Genomic DNA, 19,115 nt, shown 5'->3' on the forward strand with positions numbered 1-19,115 from the left:
CCGGAGAGGAGAGGAAGCCAGTGGCTCCGGAAAGACCGGGGCCCTGCTTCCGTTAGGGGGGATGTATGATCTGGCGGCCGATGACCGTGCACGTCCAGCTCTTCGGAGGGTTCCGTGTGACCGTCGGCGGTCGTCCCGTCGAACTCAAGGGCCGGACGGAGAGCCGCATCTTGGCCCGCGTCTGTCTGGCTGGAGGAAGCCCGGTTTCCCGGCGGACCGTCGCGGCCGACCTCTGGCCGGACTGCGACTTCGACGTCTCGGGCAACCGCCTACGCACCGGCCTCGTCGGGCTCCGCAAGGCGTTAGGTCCCGTTTCGGGGATCGTGGCCGACCACCGCTCGTTCGCCGTCGACCCGAGCACGCTTTCGTCGGACGTCGCCAAGGCCTTAGAGGCCGAAAAGGCGGCCAAACGGGCGTTCTCGGACGAAGAGCGAGTGCTTTGGTCGACGGTCCTCGCAGAAACGACTTCGTCCTGTCTGTTGCCCGAATGGGACGACGAGTGGGTGGTCGCGGCGAGGACCAGGTGGGGCCAAATCCATGTCGAGGCTTGCCTGCAACGGTGCGGCATCGCGGTGCGGACGAACGACCTGGAAGCCGCGGCGACATGGGCGGGGAAAGCGCTGGACGCCGATCCGTACTCCTCAGAAGCATGGCGGCTCTGGTTCCAAGCGCTCGCCGCCCTCGGTCGCGGGCCAGAAGCGGCGCGCAGGTTTTTCCAGGAACGCGAGAAATCGAACCTGAAGGGTCCGCATTGGGCCGACATCGACGCTGCCGCAAAGGAAGCGAGGTTGTCCCGGATCCAGCCGGAATCGGGTCGGATCCTGAGCCTGGTCGAAGCGGACTTCGTCCAGAGGACGTTCGCGCGCATGCTGGACGAAGATCCCGCGGCCGCCGCTCGGTTCCTCGCCCACCGTTCGTGCGGCACTGAAATAGAACGGGAGCCGTCCAGGGCCGTGGACCTGATCGAGCGTCTGATCTCGTCGACGAGAGGCCTTCCGGAGCACGTGGGCGTCCGGATCGCCGCCCTCCGTGCCCACGGCCTCTTGTTCGACAGCAGGGCCGTCCAAGAGCACGGCGCTTGGATCCTGGAGAACGACAACGACGTGTCCCGGCTCCTTGGGACGCACGCCGTCCTCGCCTTCGATAGGATCTTGGCCGGGGATTGGGACAGGGCCTTGACCCATGCGGAGAGCGCCCTCGACTCGGCACGGCGGCTCGGAGACCCCGTACGTGTCTGGCGGGCCTTGGCCCAACGAGCTTCGGTCCATTGGCACAAAGGCCTGACGAAAGAGGCGCTCGAGGCCTACCGCGAAGCGTTCGAGGGATTGAAAGCGGAAGGATCGGATTCGGTCAGGCAACCGATGGCCACCATCGCCGTCAACGTCGCTTCGGTCTTGGCGCACGACGGCCTGCCGAGCGAAGCCGAAGCATGGATCCTTCGCGCACGCAGCCTTAGCGGGCCAGAGTCGGACGAACTCGCGACGTTTCTCGACCCTCTGTCGGGCTACGTCCAGGCGAATCTCGGTCGCAAAGCCGAAGCTGCATCGGAACTTCAGAACGCCATCGTCCTTTGTCTCAGGCGGAAGAGCCGCCGACAATTGGAGATCGGATTCGAGTACACGGCCGCGTCACTGTCGGTCTGGGGCGACAGGGCCCGCGCGGTGGCGTTGTCGCAGTGGTCGGAACGACTCCGTGGCGAGTCGGGTCACTTTCGCTCACCGATCGAACAAGCGTTCGTCGACCGTGTCCTGTCGGCGTGTCCGGACACGGACCCCGATCCGGAATGGGCCGGGGCGAAGGGGTTGGCGGGCCTGGCCAAATTGGTCTTGGCCAGGCTGGAGCACCATGCTTCCGAGCCGCCCCGTCCGTAAGGCGCCCGGGCAGCGGGCTATTTTCCGACGAGGAGGCCGATCAGGATGGCGATGATCCCGTTGCCTTCGGGTTGTCCGAGCTTCACCGCGATCTTGGCTCCCGGCACGATCGCGTCACGGGCCTGCTGTCGGGTCAATACCACCCATGCGCCGTGTTCGAACCGCTTGACCACGGTGTCCGTGAAGTCCCCGATGAACGTGCGCTTGCCGTCATCGAGCTTGACGAGCCAGTGGCCGTTGACGACTTGGGACCCCACCACGCGCGTGAAGTCCGCGCCGCCCCCCTGGGCCTGGACGGGTGCGGTCAGGCCGAGCGCGAGGGCCGCCACGGCGGCGACGAGAGCGCCGCTACGAAAGAGTTTCCAGTTCATTGTTGTCCTACTTCGACCGGGCGCAGAGCGTCTCGGCCGTGTGGACTTTAGCGACCGGAGCGTCACAGTATCGTCACCAGGTTCGTGACGGACGAAAGAGGCCGCCCCGCCGGTTCTGGCGGGACGGCCCTTCGAGGATCCGTGCCGTGCGTCGGTCTAGAACCGGTAGTGCGCGAACGCCTTGTTGGCGTCGGCCATGCGGTGCGTGTCTTCTTTCTTCTTGACGGAGGGACCGGTGTTGTTGAAAGCGTCGATGAACTCGCCGGCGAGTTTGTCGGTCATGCTCTTGCCGCTTCGCTTCCGAGAGTTACCGACCATCCAGCGCAGGGCCAGGGTGCGCCGACGGACCGGGCGGACTTCCATCGGGACCTGGTAGTTCTGGCCACCGACGCGTCGCGGCCGGACTTCCATCGTCGGCATGACGTTAGCGATCGCCTTATCGAAAACGTCGAGAGGCTCTGCCTCACATTTTTCGGACGCGATCTTCAGCGCTCCGTAGACGATGCGCTCGGATTTCGATTTCTTGCCGTCCAGCATGAGGCGGTTGATGAACCTCTGCAAGAGTTCCGAACCGTAGACAGGGTCCGGAAGGATGACGCGGGGTGGGACTGCTCCTTTTCGTGGCATAGGTTAGCTCGCCTTTTTCGGCCTCTTCGCGCCGTACTTACTGCGGCTCTGCTGGCGGTTGTTGACGCCTGCCGTCTGCTGGGTGCCGCGGACGATGTGGTAGCGCACGCCAGGGAGGTCTTTGACGCGTCCGCCCCTCACGAGCACGACCGAGTGCTCTTGGAGGTTGTGGCCGACGCCCGGAATGTAGGCGGTGACCTCGATCCCGTTGGTCAAGCGGACGCGGGCCACCTTGCGAAGCGCCGAGTTCGGCTTCTTCGGGGTGACGGTCCTGACGACCGTACAGACGCCGCGCTTGAACGGGTTGTTCTTCAGCGCGGGCGACTTCGACTTGACTCGAATGGGGCTTCGTCCTTTCCGGACGAGCTGGTTCACCGTCGGCATGCGTTCCTCAAATCTGGTCCTTTCCTCACAGGTCTTCCGTCTGAAACGAAAAACCCCTGGCTTTTCGCGCAGGGGCCTCGGTCGGTACGGTGTCTCGTTTTTTTCGTCGTGACGTCCGCGCTGCCGAAGCTGCACCTCGCTGAGTCCGGACAGGCTCGCGCCGTCCGGAAATGGAATTATGCACCGCCCAGTGTCTCAGCGTCAAGGGCCGGGACCTAGCAGCGTCCCTCTGCGTCCTTCCCGCAGTTTGAATCTGGACGTCGATGACCATAATCCCCCATGTCCGCCGTCTTTATCCCGATCGCCTTTTCGGCCGCCCTTGCCCAGATGCAGCACGGCCAACACGGTCAGCACACAGGGCACGACATGCGCGGCGCCCATGAAGGGGCGTTCACGGACGCGCCGATGTCCCAGGAAGGGAGCGGGACGTCGTGGCTCCCGTCGTCCTCGCCCCACTACGCCAAAATGCTGCCGACCCGGGACGGCGGCGCCCAGCACTTGATGGGGGTCGCGTTCGGCGGGTTCACCGATGCGGGAGGGACGCGTGGCGAAAGCCAGTGGGCGGCTTCGAGCATGGCGATGTGGAGCGGCAAATGGGAACGGCCGGTCGGCACCTTAAGCCTGCGCGCGATGCTGTCTTTGGACGCATGGACCAACGGTCGAAGAGGCGTCCCGAACCTCTTTCAAACGGGCGAGACGGAAGGCGGGCAGCCGCTGACCGACCGACAGCACCCTCACGACTTCGTGGCCGAACTAGCCGGAATCTGGTCCAAGAAGCTGTCGCCCGACGTCCGCGGTTTCGTCTACGCCGGCCCGATCGGCGAACCCGCCCTCGGTGGCCCGATGTTCATGCACCGTCCGAGCGGTTTTGAGAACCCCGAAGCCCCGATCTCGCACCACTGGTTCGATTCGTCCCACATCAGCTTCGGCGTCGTGACGTTGGGCGCGACCATGAAAGACAAGTGGAAGATCGAAGCGAGCGCCTTCAACGGGCACGAGCCGGACGAAGACCGCTTCGGCATCGATCCGATCGCGCTCAATTCCGCGTCGACCCGGCTCACGTACAACCCCACGCCGGACTGGTCGCTGTCGGCGAGCTACGGCTTCCTTGATTCGCCCGAAGAACTGGAACCGGGCGTTGACGTCCATCGCACCACGGCGTCGGTCACCTACAACCGACCCATGCCAGGCGGAGACCTTTCGGCGGGCCTCATGTTCGGACGGAACAGCAAGGAGGGTGAAGACACGGACGCCTGGAACCTGGAAGCGACCTATGCCAATCCGCAATGGAGCGTGTTCGGCCGTTGGGAAAACGTGGAGAAGGACGAACTGACCGGGGTTCCTGCGGGGACGTACCGGATCAACAAGTTCGTATTCGGTGCGACGAAGAACGTGGCGGTCCGTGACGGATTCGAGTGGGGGGTCGGCGCCTATGCCGGCTTCTACTCGTTCCCTTCGACCCTCGAACCGGCTTACGGCAGGTCCCCCGTTTCGTTCGGCGTGTTCTTGAGAGTCCGACCGACAAGGATGTAGGTTCAGGCAGATCGGACTTTCGGGGGTCGCGCCATAATCCAGCCTCCGATATGTCCGAAGAACTCTCGTTGCGCGACATCCGCCTTCAGAAGCTGGCCCGGCTCCGCGAGCTGGGCGCCGACCCTTATGCCGTCGAACGCTTCCCGTTCGAGAAAGGGGCGAAACAGCTGTTGGACGGTTTCGTCGAGGACGAGAAGGTCCGGTTCGCGGGACGACTCGTGTCCCTGCGCTTGATGGGCAAGGCGGCGTTCGCCCACGTCAGCGACGGCGAGGACCGCATCCAGGGCTACTTCAAGAAGGACGATCTCGGAGAGGACGGCTGGGAGGTGTTCAACCTCCTCGACATCGGCGACCATGTCGGCGTCGAAGGGTTCCTCTTTACGACCAGGACGGGTGAGAAATCGATCCATGTCGAGCGTTTGACACCGCTCTCCAAGTCGCTTCAGACCCTGCCGCTCGGCAAGGTGCGGGAGATCACGGACGAAGGTGGGAACAAAGTCGGCGAAGAGACGTGGTACGGGCTCGAGGACGTCGACCTGCGCTACCGTCACCGCCATCTCGACCTCGTCTGCAACCCGGACGCCCGACGGTCGCTCTTGGCGCGGTCGCGGATCGTCGCGGCCGTGCGGCGCTATTTCGACTCGAAGGGCTTCCTAGAAATCGAGACACCGATGCTCCAGATCGAGGCGGGCGGCGCGGCCGCCCGGACGTTCAACACGTTCTACAACGCTTACGACATGGACGTCAAGCTTCGGATCTCGCTCGAACTTTATCTGAAGCGGATCATCTGCGGCGACGTGCCCAAGGTGTACGAGATCGGACGCGTTTTCCGGAACGAGGGCGTGTCCAACCGCCACAACCCCGAGTTCACGCTACTGGAATGGTACGAGGCGTTCGCGAACTTGGAGGACGTCATGACCACGGTCGAGGAGCTGTTCCGATACGTCGTAGCCGACTTGGCGTCAAGGCCCGACACACCGACGCCTGCCGCCGACTTCTCCAAGCCCTGGCACCGTATCGACCTTCTGACCGAGATCGAAAAGCACACGGGCTTGACCGCCGAAGACCTGTCTTCGCTCGACAAGGCCAAGAAGGCGCTCGGAGACCGTGAAGTCGTCAACCCTTCGACGGGTAAGCGCATCCACGCGACCGAGGAAGCTCACTTGGGCGGCTTGATCGAGAAACTCTTGGAAGTCTTCGTCGAGCCGACGCTCCAGGAACCGACCTTCGTCGTCGGTTATCCGATCGAAACGTCGCCGCTGGCCAAGAAGGACCCGAACCGGCCCGGCTTTACACGAAGGTTCGAAGGCTACGTGCTCGGACGTGAGATCTGCAACGCGTTCAGCGAGATCAATGACCCTCTCGACCAGCGCGAGCGGTTCGAGCACCAGATCGCGGAGCGCGCTAAAGGCGACGCCGAAGCGCACCCGATGGACGAGGACTATCTTTACGCCCTTGAGGGCGGGATGCCTCCGACAGGCGGCTGCGGGATCGGAATCGACCGGCTCGCGATGCTGTTGACCGGGGCCGAGCACTTGCGGGAAATCCTGCTGTTCCCGATGATGAAGCCGGAACACTGACCGTTCCGTCACAGCTAAGAGATTCACACAGTGGAGAAGTGAGTTAACCGCAGTTCACCGAAGTCTAAGCCGAAACGAACCTGCGCCGCAAAGGCCAGGGCTATCCACTTTCTCAACTCGACCCTGTATTACGGATACGGTTCCAGCCCCTTAAAGTCCGCTGCCGTAGGACGACCCCAGCCTCTGCTTGTACCGATCCTCCATCTGATCAAACGTCAAGAATCCGTCCTCCGGACCATAATACAACCCTTTCAGACCTAACTCCTCCAATTTCTTTCTATCTCGAACTAAGCCATACGCCATTGTCTTCCAAGTACCCTGCACATACACTTCTGGAGGCATAGCTGCCGACCGGTCCAAAAGCCATGCCGCTCTTAGCACATTGAGCAGTACTGCGTACTTACCTCCATCCGACGTGTGCCAATTGTCAAGCATGATCTGTACCGTCCGTCCATTGGACGTCCTCATTGCTTGAAGTGGGATAGCCTTCGTCATGTCGGGCCCAGAACGCGACACGACGATCGGGCCCTCGGGTATGGCCAATCGCATTCTTGGCCATACGACGGCCTTATAAATCTCGCAGAACCTTTCTCGCGACAATTCGCTCGTAACTATTTCCTCAGGTGTCGCACTATCGTATAGCGTCTCCGGGTCGTTGTGGACGAGCGCCCACATAGAAGCCCTGGCTTCCGCATCGACCGGACTCCAGAGACTTAAGAAGACCCCTACCGCGACGAGAGCCAACGTTATGGTCGTCACGATGACCGGCCTGTGCCGTCGAAGCCAACGCACTCCTTTAAACACTACACTGGACCTGTGGAGGAGACCCCGTGCAGTCACCAGCGCTTTCTGACCTTGTAGCATCATAGCTCGTGTACGGGTTACAGGGTGCTTGGGCACTTGTGCAGTGGTACAAGACCTCCGTGCATTGACAGCAGAAATCACCTTGCTTCTGGCACGACGACGTCGTGCCGACGGTGCTCGTCCTAGAGCAGCTTCCCGAGCACTGAAGATTGTTGCAATTATCGCCAAAGGCGCTCCAATTACAGCCAGCGTACCCAATGTAAGCCCCGCCTACAATTAATGCAACGCTAAGAATGGTTCTACATTTACACATGACATTTGTCCTTTTACGTCGCTCCACACTATTACTACTCAATCCTCCCAAAACTTATACTGATAGAACATTCCTCGTTTGACTCGGAAAGCGATTGATCCTCCCAGGTGCATCCCAATGGCTCGTTGCATGCTGAAACCGTTTGCCGGATAACTGAGCTGATGGTTAGGGTCGAGGAAGACTATTGACGCGTCTCCCATCTTTTGAACATGAGCAATCCAGAATGCATCGTATTCTGTGCCAGCGCCTCTCTCGTTGTGGATCGGTGCCCACATCTGCCAATACGTTGCGTGCATAGAACTCCAAGGGCCCTTCCCATGACAATTCCACCAGTCAACGATGCCGTTTCTCTCCGCTTGCTTCCCAAGGATCGCAGTATAGGCAAGTCCAGGAAACCCCATCTCTGAACTCGGTGCGGGTGCGTCACTACCGTTCCATTCTTGCCGGTACAAAGTGAGCGCTGTGTAAATTTGTCGGAAATTTGACACGCAGCGAGCTTGTTGCCCCCGATCGCGAATCGTTACAAGGGCCGGATACGTCAGAGCCACTAAAATCATCAGTATCGAGACGACGACAAGCACTTCGACGACCGTGACACCACTGTCTCTGCAAATTTTCAGGACTGAAGTGGTTTTATTCATAGCTTACACCTGGAGGATACTCATCAGGATCGGATGCAGCCCAAATTAGCCTTCCGGCTCTCACGACGTATGACCTTGGTCGAAAGCACATGTTCAACTGTGTAGCAAGTCGGCCTTCGGGGTCAGACACGCACCATATACTCGGTTCAGAGCCAAAGCTCTTCTTTAGCTCCGCGGGAGGAGCCTGGCCAACGAGTACCACCGCATAGCTGGTCGTTTGGAGGCGGTGAAGATCGAATGCCCTCAATGAGCAGCTGTTGCATTCCCCAAGAAGGATGAGGAGAAGATCTCTATCTTGCGGGATAGGCTTTCCGTTCAAGTCGACAGAGTTCCGGAAGACTACGTCCCCCAGTTGCGGGTCGTTCTCCGTCAGGAACTCGAGGGACTTGCTGGAGGGCCGACTGAGCCAGCCCTGGCCCCTCATCGAAACAGTCAAGGACAAGGCTCCAAGCATGAAGAGCGCCGATGCTTCGAGGAACGAGACTTGGAATCGTCGTTTCACAGCTAATCGGTGACCACCAAGACTACTGTATCGCAAAATCACCCCCCCCCCAAGCACATCAAGTAAAAATACGAGGCCACTGGGGCCGGCCCCGGACTTCAGTCCGCCTGGGTTCTATCCAGTCCTAACCACCGTCTTTGCTGACGACGGACTTTGGGATCTGGAACCCTGAACCGTCCTTGATCCCTCGTTTCTTGACCGTCCCTGCCCTGAGCTCGATCACGAATTGCGAAGGCCCCGCACTGGAATAATCCGTGGTCTCGTCGTGCGCTTTCATCGTATAAGTGTTCAAGACCTTGCCCGATTTGTCGCAATAGCAGACGTCGAGGTCGACAAGCGTGTTCCTCATCCAAAACCGGCGCTGTGCCTCTTGGCCGAAGGCGAAGACCATGCCTTCGTCGTCCTTAAAGTCCTTGTTCTCTAAGAACATCATGCCCTCGGAACGCTTTGCGTCCGTGTCCATGACCCAAAGGCGGAACTTGTGGCCATCGACCGAAACCTCGGCCTGCTCAAGATTGTCGAGTTGAAAGATCCTTGAGGAGAGCACACGGTGCTCGCCTGACTTGCTGCTGACCGGTTCGGGTTTCCCGGACTGACCGGAACCCCCGGAACCCGGACGGCCGCCCGTATCACCGGCCTGAGCCGAACCGGTCGTACCCTCGGACTTGCCTCCGGTGCCGCCGTCCTGAGCGATCGGACGCTCTTTCAGACCGGATTCGGGCCAGCAACCGACCGCACAGGAACCGAGCACAAGAGCGGCGACACCGATGACTTTCATGGTCAACGGACTCCGTCGTCCTTGCTCACGACCGACTCGTCGATGACGAATTTCATACCGGACTTGATACCAAGTTTCCTAAGGATGCCGGCCCGCAGTTCGATCACGTACTTCGATCCGCCCCGGCTCGAGTAGTCGGTCGTCTCGTCGAACGCTTTCATCGTGTACGTGTTCAGGATCTTCCCGTCCTGGTCGCAGTAGCAAATGTCGAGGTCGACGTGCGTGTTGTGCATCCAGAACCTCCGGGTCTCTTCGCCGAGGAAGACGAAGATCATGCCCTCGTCGTCTTTGAAGTCCGTGTTCTTCAGGAACATCATGCCTTCGGACCTCTTGGCGTCCGTGTCCATGACCCAAAGATTGAACTTGTGCTTGTCGACGGTCACCTTGGTGACTTCGAGCTTGTCGAGCTGGAAGATCCGCTCGTCGACGAACCGGTGCTTGGGCTTAGGCTGCTCTTGTTGCCCCACTTTCGACTGCTCGTCCTGACGCATGGCGGCAAGGTCGAGGGTCGAGAGGGCGGGGCCGCTCGTCATCAGGGCGCTGGCTAGGATCAGGCTGGTCATCGGTGTCCTCGGTCAGAATTCTCTTTTTAGACGGTCAGCACGCCCCGACGGAACCCTTGTCCGGGGCGAAACTGTCCCAATGTGATTCGAAATCTCTTAACCGGCCCTCGTGGACGAGCGTCGTGCCGATCAGATCGAGCCCGGCGAGCAGTTGGCGCCGGGTCGTTTCGTTCATGGTGAACCCGAACGAACCCGCTCCGCACCGGACCGTCATCCCTTCGAGGTCGACGGTCGCCTCGGCACCGCTTCCCTGCTCCGCTAACCGGGCTTGATCGGCCTCCTCAAGTTCGACGAGACAGAGGCCGCAGTTGGCGGCGTTGCTTCGGAAGATGTCGCTATAGCCCGGGCTCGTCGCGGTCTTCTTGGCGACTACGGCTTTGAACCCGCCTTGCTGGATCGCCCAGACCGCGTGTTCACGGCTCGAGCCGCAGCCGAAGTTCGTGCCGACGACAAGGATCGATGCTCCTTCGGCTTCCGGACGGTCCAACGGGAATTCCGGCCCGCGAACGTCCTTGAACAAGAGTTCGCCATAGCCGCTCTTCGTGACCATGCTCAGAAACCGCGCAGGGATGATGCGGTCCGTGTCGACGTTGTCGGCGTCGTAGACCGCGATCCGGCCCGTATGGCTCGTAAAGCCCGACATGGAGTGCATTATTGACCACGGACGGCCTTATCGTCGGGCCGTCACGCGGAACGGACCGCTCGGACCACTTCGCCAGGCTCCGCGTGCCGCCCGGTCTCCTTCTTAGAGAAGACGATCCGGTCGTCCACGGTCACTTCGAACACGCCGCCTTTCGACGGCACGACGGTCACAGACTCCAAAACCGACTGCGCCCCGACCGGGACTTTGAACGCTTCGATCAGCTCAGCCGCCAGACCGACGGCCCTCGACGTGTAGTTTCAAGGGACGCAGAACTCGATGACGACTTTCACGGCTCCAGTTTAGACGCCTTCGGACGTTTCGGCCTTCCAGTCCTCGAACCGGACGGGTTTCCCGGACTCGAGCCACGACTTGAGGGACGTCAGGGCCCACGTCCAACCTTCCTTCATGTCCTCGCATCCCCGCGAGTCCGGAAGCTTGTGGTGAGTGACGGCCACTTGGGTCTTCCCTTCTCCCTTGACGAGGAACTGGACACTGACGCTCGAGCCCGGACAGTGCTCCGGGTTTTCCCACGTGAAATCGATCCGGGCGACCTCGCCTTGTCCGTTCGGCGGTCCGACGGGCCGGATCCGACGATAGACGCCTCGGTCCTTATCGGCGTTCGCATACGACCCGCCTTCCCTGAAGTCGATCTGGGCCTCGGTCGTGAACCACGCGTTCCAAGCGTCGGACGACGTCCACGCTTCGAAAGCGGCCTCGGGGCCGACGGCCATGGTCCGGCTGACGTTCACCGCGAACGACCCGTCGCTGCGTTGTCCGGGCAGCCGGAGCCCGGTCTCCTGTTCGTATTGAACGGTGAGTTGCTGCGACCACCAAGGGTCGACTCCGTGCTCGGTTTCCAAGTGCGATGCGGCCGCCTTGTGGCCGTTTTTGGCGACGTCGAACGTGGCCAACACGGAGCGCCAGTGATCGATCGACCGTCCCGTCGCCGCCATCACGGCCTCCGGGCCGCAGCCGTCTCCGGCCTTCTTCACGTTCGCCATGTTCCGTCCTCCTTCCCTCGTTCCTCCATCCAAGCGGCGACGGCGAGATCGTCGGTCGTCGACCGCTCCTTCAGCATCCGGACGACTCTCTGATGGTCGGTCGTCGACTTGTTCTGGCTCATCTTGAACTTGGCCGCACACTCTTCGATCTCCAGTTCGAAGGCGAAGATTCCGCCGAGTTTATCCCTCAACCAGCCGTCGGGATACGTTTCGGCCCCGACGCCCTCATACCGTCGCAAGACCTCGTCAAGGTGCGCGAACGATTCATCGGTGTCCAACAGCCGGGTCGGCCCCGTGGCATGGACGACGGCGTAGTTCCATGTCGGGACGGCCGGACTCTCTTCGTACCACGTCGGGGACACGTACGCATGGGGTCCGTTGAAGACCGCCGTCGCCCGGCCGCCGTCCAAAAAAGAGGCCTGCCCGTTCGCCTTGGCGACGTGGCCGCGCAGGCGACGGCCGTCGGCATCGAGGACGAGCGGCAGGTGCGTGATCCACGGACCGTCTCCACACACGAGGGTCGCGAACTCGTACTCTCGCATCAGTCGCTCGGCGAGCGCAGGGTCGGCACTTCGGAAGTGGGGCGGGACGTAGAGGGGCATGGGGCGGTTCCAGCTCCGATTCTGCACGTTTTCCGGCCTTTCGTCCAGGGTGCCATCATGGAAACGGACCGATGTTCGCCTCCTTGTTCTTGGCCGCCGCCGTCTTCCCACCCGCCCCGCTCGAGCTCGTTTTCGACCGGGCCGCCTCCCACTTCACCGAATCGTGCCCGGTCGGGAACGGGCGGCTCGGCGGGATGATGTTCGGAGGCCCTGAGATCGACAGGATCGTCCTGAACGAGAACACGTTGTGGTCCGGCGGGGTCCATGATCAGGACCGGAAGGACGCACACGAACATCGGGACGAGATCCTGGGATTGCTGAAGGAAGGAAAGAACGCCGAGGCCGAAGCTTTGGTGAACAAGTATTTCACGTGTGACGGACCTGGGAGCAGCCAAGGCGCAGGAAAGGACGGGCCGTATGGTTGCTACCAGACGCTGGGGGACCTCCGGGTCACGTTCCCTGGGCTCAAAGAAGCGACCGGCTACCGTCGCGTCCTGGACTTGGAACGGGCCACGGCCAAAACAGAGTTCGAATGCGGCGGCGTGCGCTACCGTCGCGAACTGATCGCGAGCGCACCGTCACAAGCGCTCCTGTACCATGTGTCGGCAGACCGGGAGGGCGCCCTTTCGTTCGAGGCTTCCCTCACCCGACCTGAGAACTCGTCGACGAGGCGGGAAGGTGACGACGGGACGGTCTTAGAAGGCCGGCTCCGGGACGCCGACCGGCCTGGAATGCGCTATATCGCCCGGATGAAGGTCGTCCCGATCGGAAGGGGACAGGTTTCGACGGCGTACAACCGCGTGACCCTCAAGGGGGGCACCGAGGCGTTGATCATCGTCACCGCCGGAACGGACTACAGCGGGCCCGTCAAAGGACGGCACATGGGAAGCCGCTTCCGCGAGACGACCGCGCGTCAGCTGTCGGAGGCGGCGCAAAAACCGTGGTCCGCGCTGCTTGCCGAGCACGTCAAGGACTACCGTAGGCTCTTCGAGCGCGTGTCGCTCGACCTCGGCGCGGCTCCAGACTTGACGACCGAAGCACGGATGCGGGCGATCGCTCTCGGCGGGAACGATCCTGCTTTCGCGGCTCTTTACTTTCAGTTCGGCCGCTACCTTTTGATCAGTTCGAGCCGAAAAGGCGGACTGCCCGCGAACCTCCAAGGCCTCTGGGCGGAGGAACTGCAGACGCCCTGGAACGGGGACTATCACATCGACATCAACGTGCAGATGAACTATTGGCCCGTCGATGTCACGAACTTGGGCGAGTGCCAAGAACCGCTGACGAACCTGATCGAGTCGCTCGTCGAGCCGGGACGAAGAACGGCCAAAGCCTACTACGGGGCCCCCGGATGGGTGGCGCACGTGATCACCAATCCGTGGGGCTACACGTCGCCAGGCGAGCACGCCAGTTGGGGGAGCACCTATTCGGGCGCAGGCTGGCTTTGCGCCCACCTGTGGGACCACTACGCGTTCCAACAGGACAAGGGCTATCTCAAGCGAATCTATCCGACCCTCAAAAGTTCGGCCGAGTTCTTCGCTGCGACCCTGCTCCGCGATCCGAAATCCGGACACCTCGTGACAGGCCCTTCGAACTCGCCGGAGAACGCGTTCCGGTTGCCCGACGGAAGGACGGCCCACACCTGCCTCGGCCCGACGATCGACAGCCAGATCGTTCGCGAACTCCTGACGAACACCCGGAACGCCGGTCGCCTCTTGGACGTGGACGACGAGGATCCGGTCGGCTGGGACAGAACGCTGGCCGGTCTTGCCCCGAACACGATCGGGCCGGACGGTCGCCTACAGGAGTGGCTCGAACCCTATGACGAGCCGGAACCGACCCATCGCCATACGTCGCACCTTTACGGGCTGCATCCAGCCGCCGACGTGACCCGGTTCGGGACACCGGAACTGGCCGAAGCGGCCAGGAAAACGTTGGAACGGCGCGGGGACGAGTCCACGGGTTGGAGCATGGCGTGGAAGGTCAACTTTTGGGCAAGGCTCGGCGACGGAGACCGGTGCGTCAAGCTCTTGAGGAGCCTTTGGCGGCCGGTATCGGACAAGGGCTTTGACTATGCGCACGGCGGCGGAACATATCCCAACCTCTTCTGCGCCCACCCGCCGTTCCAGATCGACGGCAACTTCGGCGGGACGGCCGGTATCGCCGAGATGCTCCTTCAAAGTCACCGGGAGACCGCCGACGGCCCCTACGTGGTCAGCCTCCTGCCGGCCCTGCCGACGTCGTGGCCGGACGGTCAAGTCCGTGGGCTGCGGGCCCGGGGCGGGGTCGAGGTCGGGATCGAATGGGCTTCGGGACGTCTCGTCCGGGCGACGTTGAAACGTGTGACGGGAGACGGCCCTGTCCTCTTGCGGACCCCAGGCCCGGTCAAAGTCCAAGGACTGTCCGGTGAATCGTCACCGGTCACGCTTTCTGCCGTCCTGACCTCCTTCGGGCTGCCGAAGGGCCGTACCGTCGAGATCGTGCCCTTGACGATCAAAAGAACCGGTCACTGACGACTTTGCCGTCTCGGACTTCATAGAGCGCGAGTTCGTCCATCGTCTGTTCCGCGCCGGTCTTCCGTTCGCGGACCTGGACCGTGAACTTCAGGATGAAGAACGGTTCGTTCACCCAGGGGCCTTCCACCGCGACGGACAAGGTCTCGAACGTCTCGTCGAACCAATCGCCCTTGGCCTTGACGGCGTCCAACCCCTTGACCCCTCTCGGGTCGCCTTGCGCCTCCGTGCTCACGACGTCAGCGGCATAGTGCCGGTCGATCGCGACCGTGAACCGTTGCTCGCGGCACAGGGACGCGATGTCTTCACCGATCTGTTGTAGCGACATCGCCCGATTGTACGGCGTCGCGGTGCGAAGGTTCCAGGTCAGCCGTTCACGGCGAGATAGCCTTCGTCTTCAGGCAGGTCTGTCCGCTGGGACTGTTCGACAGAGCGCTCGTCGCACAACTCGTTCTCTTCGTGGCCCGCATGCCCCTTGAGCCAGCGGAACGCGACGTCGTGGGTTTCGCACAAGGCCAGAAGTCGGATCCAGAGATCGACGTTGGCGGCCCGTTCGCCGGTCTTGGTGCGCCACCCTTTCGACCGCCAGCGCTTGGCCCAGCCTAGGGAGACGCTGTCCGCCAGGTACTTCGAGTCGGTCCAGAGCGTGACCTTACAGGGATACCGTAAGGCTTCAAGTCCGGAGATCGCGGCCATCATCTCCATGCGGTTGTTCGTCGTCCGACGAAACCCGCCGACGACCTCCTTGCGCTTGTCCCCGTAGACGAGGACGCAACAGTAGCCGCCAGGCCCGGGGTTCCCTTTGCAGGCGCCGTCGGTGTACATGACGACTTCTTTCGGCGCCGAGGATCCTTCCGTCACAGGGTCCGAGGATACCAGCGGGCCCAGTTCCGACCCTGCCGCGACACTTTTTGTACAATCGGTCAACCTGGACCTGGTCTCCCGCCTCTAACTCCTTTGACGGCACGACATGGACGACCGCGAACTGGCCCGATCCCTCCAAAGAGGGGAACCCCATGCCTTCGAAGCCCTTGTCGAAGGGCACTATGACGCCCTTTACAGGTTCTTGCGCCACCTCTCCCGTCACCGGGAAACGGCGGAAGACCTGACGCAACAAGCGCTCCTGAAGGCCGTCCGCAACATCGGCTCGTTCCGCGGCGAGTCGTCTCTCAAGTCGTGGCTCCACCGCATCGCCTTGCGCGAGTTCACCGGCTGGCGCCGGAAGCGGCGGCTATGGCTCCCCCTCGACGCCTTGAAGGGCGTACCTGAACCGGCCTATGGCCAGGTCGACGAGGCGGAGTCGTTGCTCGCCCTGCTCCACGGTCTGCCCACCCCGCTCCGCGAAGCCCTCCTTCTCTTTCACGTCCAAGGACTCTCGGTGGAAGAGATCGCACTCGTGACCGGCGCCCCGGTCGGAACCGTCAAATCCCGCCTGCACCACGCCCGCAAGCGTCTGCAGTCGGCCGAAAAGGACATTCAGGAATCGTACTGCTATGAACCATGAACACGATATCGACAGAGGGTTCGCCGCCCTTCGGGACGAACGACCGGAACCGGAATCGGCCCTGAAAGCGCTCAAGAAGCTGAGGAGCCCGGCACCCCGTAGGAACTGGACGGTGGTCGGCGTACCGATCGCGGTCGTCGCGGCGGGCGCCCTGTTCCTGGCCGTTCCCAGGACCTCGGCCGCGAACGAACTGAAGAGCGTCCTTCAAGCGCTCAGACAGGCCAAAGTCTGGATGGCGACGGTCTACGTGCTCGACCCTTCGGGCCGGGAGGTCGTGAGTCAACGGATCGCCTCGGACGGCCGTGTGCACAAGAAAGTCCTGAACCGGAGCGCACCCGGCATGGACGCCCGCTCTGAGACGGCGTTCTTCACCGTCGGAAACCGACGGTTCAACGTGTTCGACGACTGCACCTTGATCGACAAAAAGGGCCCGAGCATGGAGGCCGCGCCGGAGCAAATCGTCGAAGACATGCTCACGGCGGGTCTGGTCAAGGACGTCCGAGTCGAACGTTCGGTCATCGACCGAGGAGCAAGATTGGACAAGTACACGATGACTTGGGACCAGGTCGCGACGGGAGGCCGGCACGGCACGATCGCGATCTTCACCGAGCCCGGCACGAAACGGCCCGTCCGAATGGTCGGACTCTCCGGGAATTCGGTCGGGTTCCATTCCGAATGGATCTACGACAAGGTCCCGGCCGAGATGCTGGACGCGACCGTGCCGAGCGACCGACCGTGCTACGACCTGACCGCTCAACGCGAAGACTTCTCCGCGAAAATGAAGTCGACGGAGCTCCGTCCAGGTGAAGTCAAGGTCGTCGGAGCGTGGTCGGACCGGGACGGCTACTTGCTCGTCATGACGTGCGGCGACGCAGGCAAGCCGGTCCTTCCTTCGGAGCCGAACATTCCTTGGAACAGGGCGTCTTCCGGTGGGACGTGGAACTCGCCTACGATGGCGTTCGGGAAGCCGACCGTGGCCCACGTGCGCAAGGTCTCCGGACGTCTTCCGGACCGGATCAAGATCGATCTCCAGGTCTGGACCGACCCGGTCGGAGGACACTCCCGCGTCATTCCGGTCGACATCGAACCGGTCAAAACCTTTAGCGTCATCGCCTTGTTCACTCCTCTGAACGTCCCGTTCTTCGAAACGGCCGATTCCACGACGGAAAGCCCGACCCTGCCGGCCCGGTAGTCGGATCGGCCCAAGCGCCGCTCGCCGCTGTTCCCGACGGCGGCGAGCTCTTGTGTCCGACCTCAACGGTCGCGTGTTCGGGCAGCGTCGTACCTTCGGCGTCCCTGTCCAAAGTCAGTGTGGACGACTCCCTCCCGCATGAGACCATGGCCATCGATGGACCACACGAGACCGGCTGCGCTCGCAGCCATGAGCCTCCTTGCAGCCGGAACCGCTTACGCCGACAAAGTCCCTGGCCAAGTCCACTTGGACAAGGTCTTCGGCCCAGGCTCTTATAACGTCACGAGGATCGATCGGGACGACCTCGGATACACGCACGTCCGAGCCGAGCAGTCCTATCGCGGACTACCCGTCTACGGCGGTGAGGCGATCGTGCACTTGAAGTCGGACGGCAGCCTGCACTATGTCACCGATGGTTCGATCCGGCCGAAACTCGCCCTCAAGCGGCCCCAGATGTCGACCTTCCGGCTCGAAGCCCTCGCAAGGGCCGACGTCGTGCTCGAGTCCGGATTCGTGCCCGTAGACGTTTTCTCTAGTCGGCGCATGATCGTGCGGCACCTGGGCCACGATCGCGTCGCCCAGGTCGTCGAGTTCAAGGGTGTCGTCGCCAATGGGACGCGGACGGCGCCGGTCGTCTTCGTGGACGCCGAGACCGGGAGGGTCTTCGCCCATGGTGACGCCATCAAGCACGCTTCCGGAGCCTCGTTCTACGAAGGGACGGTCACCCTTCCTCAAGCTCTGGTCTACAACGGCACCACCTACCTTGAGAACACCGTCTACAAGTTCGGCGTCTTCGACGGCCTTTACCAGGAGTTCGGCGGGGCGCGCTTCTTCTCGCCGACAGGGTCGTTCACGACCCAGAACCAGCGGTCCGGCGTCGACCTCTATCTCAATGCTTTCCGCACCGTCCTCTACTTCCTCAGCGCCCATGGTTACTTCATCGTGGACGGGAGCGGGGGCCCGGGCGCCTACTTCGCCATCAATGGCACGAAGGTCAACACGTTGAGGGCACACGACGTCGTGGCCGTCAACGCCTTTTGGGATCCACAGCTGAACCTGGCGACTTTCGGCGACGGCGACATGCCGACGTACGGACCGTTCACCTGCCTCGATGTCGTCGCGCATGAATTGACCCACGGAGTCATCCACGCCACATCGAACTTGGGGTCGCTCGACCAGACACAAGCCCTGGAGGAGTCGATCGCGGACGTCTTCGGAGCGATGACGGAGTTGTCCGTCTTCGGTGACAGTCCGGCCGTCTGGCTCGTCGGGGAGAAGGTCGTCACACCTTACTACCTCGGTGGCGCCCTGCGGAGCTTTGACGATCCCGAGTCGCTCGGCGGCATCGACCATTACAGCGAGTGGACGCTTTCGACCGAGCCGCACGACGGAGCCGGCATCGGCAACAAAGCCTTCGCCATGGTCGCCCACGGCGGCGCGGTCCCTAACGAGCCGGGTCAAACGGTCACGGGAGGGATCGGTACCCGCAAAGCCGAGCTCATTTGGTTCCGGGCCGTCCGATATGGCCTGACCTTGAGCGGTCGCTTTCCGGACATGCGACGAGAGACGACTCAAGCCGCGATCGACCTTTACGGTCGAGGCAGCACCGAGGCGAAATGGGTCAAGAAGGTCTGGGACGAGTATCTCGGAGTGCCGTATCTTTGACCGGCGGCGCCCTAAGAGTCGGTCGGCCTTG

19 protein-coding genes are annotated in these 19,115 nt (G+C 62.1%); 7 read left to right on the forward strand and 12 right to left on the reverse strand.

The genetic code is table 11. The features are described 5' to 3' along the window. Positions 1-80: 80 nt before the first annotated feature. Positions 81-1,871, forward strand: a complete 1,791-nt coding sequence (locus JST30_13140) for a hypothetical protein (GenBank protein ID MBS1715272.1) — start codon at positions 81-83, stop codon at positions 1,869-1,871. Between the two features lie 17 nt (positions 1,872-1,888). Here the strand turns inward: JST30_13140 and JST30_13145 are convergent, their stop codons facing one another. The 3 genes from JST30_13145 to JST30_13155 form a co-directional block, all read right to left on the reverse strand. Next, positions 1,889-2,242 carry a hypothetical protein gene (locus JST30_13145; protein ID MBS1715273.1) on the reverse strand — a complete coding sequence of 118 codons (354 nt, stop codon included), beginning with the start codon at positions 2,240-2,242 and terminating at the stop codon, positions 1,889-1,891. A gap of 156 nt (positions 2,243-2,398) precedes the next feature. After that, positions 2,399-2,869 carry a 30S ribosomal protein S7 gene (rpsG, locus tag JST30_13150; protein ID MBS1715274.1) on the reverse strand — a complete coding sequence of 157 codons (471 nt, stop codon included), beginning with the start codon at positions 2,867-2,869 and terminating at the stop codon, positions 2,399-2,401. 3 nt (positions 2,870-2,872) lie between these two features. Then, positions 2,873-3,253 carry a 30S ribosomal protein S12 gene (locus tag JST30_13155; protein ID MBS1715275.1) on the reverse strand — a complete coding sequence of 127 codons (381 nt, stop codon included), beginning with the start codon at positions 3,251-3,253 and terminating at the stop codon, positions 2,873-2,875. Between the two features lie 279 nt (positions 3,254-3,532). Here JST30_13155 and JST30_13160 point away from each other — a divergent pair, with 279 nt between their 5' ends. Both JST30_13160 and lysS read left to right on the forward strand, forming a co-directional pair. Further along, positions 3,533-4,786 (forward strand): hypothetical protein, encoded by a 1,254-nt coding sequence (locus JST30_13160; GenBank protein MBS1715276.1) that lies wholly within the window; start codon positions 3,533-3,535, stop codon positions 4,784-4,786. Positions 4,787-4,836: 50 nt separating this feature from the next. Continuing rightward, positions 4,837-6,366, forward strand: coding sequence for a lysine--tRNA ligase (gene lysS / locus JST30_13165; protein MBS1715277.1), 1,530 nt, complete (start codon positions 4,837-4,839; stop codon positions 6,364-6,366). Between the two features lie 1,155 nt (positions 6,367-7,521). On the opposite strand, the gene JST30_13170 is transcribed toward lysS, so the two are convergent. The 7 genes from JST30_13170 to JST30_13200 all read right to left on the reverse strand — a co-directional run bounded on the left by JST30_13170 (position 7,522) and on the right by JST30_13200 (position 12,213). Beyond that, positions 7,522-8,124, reverse strand: coding sequence for a prepilin-type N-terminal cleavage/methylation domain-containing protein (locus JST30_13170; GenBank protein ID MBS1715278.1), 603 nt, complete (start codon positions 8,122-8,124; stop codon positions 7,522-7,524). Positions 8,125-8,750: 626 nt separating this feature from the next. Continuing rightward, entirely contained in the window at positions 8,751-9,404 is a 654-nt protein-coding gene (locus JST30_13175) for a DUF192 domain-containing protein (GenBank protein ID MBS1715279.1), read from the reverse strand. 2 nt (positions 9,405-9,406) lie between these two features. After that, positions 9,407-9,967: a DUF192 domain-containing protein gene (locus tag JST30_13180; GenBank protein MBS1715280.1), complete on the reverse strand. Its 561-nt coding sequence runs from the start codon at positions 9,965-9,967 to the stop codon at positions 9,407-9,409. Positions 9,968-10,001: 34 nt separating this feature from the next. Next, positions 10,002-10,610, reverse strand: coding sequence for a 3-isopropylmalate dehydratase small subunit (leuD, locus tag JST30_13185; protein ID MBS1715281.1), 609 nt, complete (start codon positions 10,608-10,610; stop codon positions 10,002-10,004). Between the two features lie 41 nt (positions 10,611-10,651). Further along, positions 10,652-10,900, reverse strand: coding sequence for an Rdx family protein (locus tag JST30_13190; protein MBS1715282.1), 249 nt, complete (start codon positions 10,898-10,900; stop codon positions 10,652-10,654). Between the two features lie 9 nt (positions 10,901-10,909). Continuing rightward, the gene (locus JST30_13195; protein ID MBS1715283.1) at positions 10,910-11,611 is read right to left on the reverse strand and encodes an SRPBCC domain-containing protein; all 702 of its coding nucleotides are present in this window, start codon (positions 11,609-11,611) and stop codon (positions 10,910-10,912) included. Then, the gene (locus JST30_13200) at positions 11,599-12,213 is read right to left on the reverse strand and encodes an FMN-binding negative transcriptional regulator (GenBank protein MBS1715284.1); all 615 of its coding nucleotides are present in this window, start codon (positions 12,211-12,213) and stop codon (positions 11,599-11,601) included. The genes JST30_13195 and JST30_13200 overlap by 13 nt, the downstream gene beginning before the upstream one ends. Before the next feature lie 71 nt (positions 12,214-12,284). On the opposite strand from JST30_13200, the gene JST30_13205 reads away from it, so the two are divergent. Beyond that, complete coding sequence (locus tag JST30_13205) at positions 12,285-14,723, forward strand: glycoside hydrolase family 95 protein (GenBank protein ID MBS1715285.1); 2,439 nt, start codon at positions 12,285-12,287, stop codon at positions 14,721-14,723. Here the strand turns inward: JST30_13205 and JST30_13210 are convergent. Beyond that, entirely contained in the window at positions 14,704-15,051 is a 348-nt protein-coding gene (locus JST30_13210) for a nuclear transport factor 2 family protein (protein ID MBS1715286.1), read from the reverse strand. The two genes, JST30_13205 and JST30_13210, sit on opposite strands and share 20 nt — an antisense overlap. A gap of 38 nt (positions 15,052-15,089) precedes the next feature. Next, positions 15,090-15,548: a ribonuclease HI gene (gene rnhA, locus JST30_13215; GenBank protein MBS1715287.1), complete on the reverse strand. Its 459-nt coding sequence runs from the start codon at positions 15,546-15,548 to the stop codon at positions 15,090-15,092. A 145-nt stretch (positions 15,549-15,693) separates the two neighbouring features. Between rnhA and JST30_13220 the strand changes: the two genes are divergently transcribed. From JST30_13220 to JST30_13230, 3 genes are all read left to right on the forward strand, one after another. After that, positions 15,694-16,227 carry a sigma-70 family RNA polymerase sigma factor gene (locus tag JST30_13220; GenBank protein MBS1715288.1) on the forward strand — a complete coding sequence of 178 codons (534 nt, stop codon included), beginning with the start codon at positions 15,694-15,696 and terminating at the stop codon, positions 16,225-16,227. Next, positions 16,217-17,419, forward strand: coding sequence for a hypothetical protein (locus JST30_13225; protein ID MBS1715289.1), 1,203 nt, complete (start codon positions 16,217-16,219; stop codon positions 17,417-17,419). Before JST30_13220 ends, JST30_13225 begins: the two co-directional genes overlap by 11 nt. Positions 17,420-17,575: 156 nt before the next feature. Further along, positions 17,576-19,084: a M4 family metallopeptidase gene (locus JST30_13230; GenBank protein MBS1715290.1), complete on the forward strand. Its 1,509-nt coding sequence runs from the start codon at positions 17,576-17,578 to the stop codon at positions 19,082-19,084. Positions 19,085-19,115: the final 31 nt, after the last annotated feature.

Source organism: Armatimonadota bacterium, from assembly GCA_018268395.1.
In the GTDB taxonomy this organism is placed as follows: domain Bacteria; phylum Armatimonadota; class Fimbriimonadia; order Fimbriimonadales; family Fimbriimonadaceae; genus JAEURO01.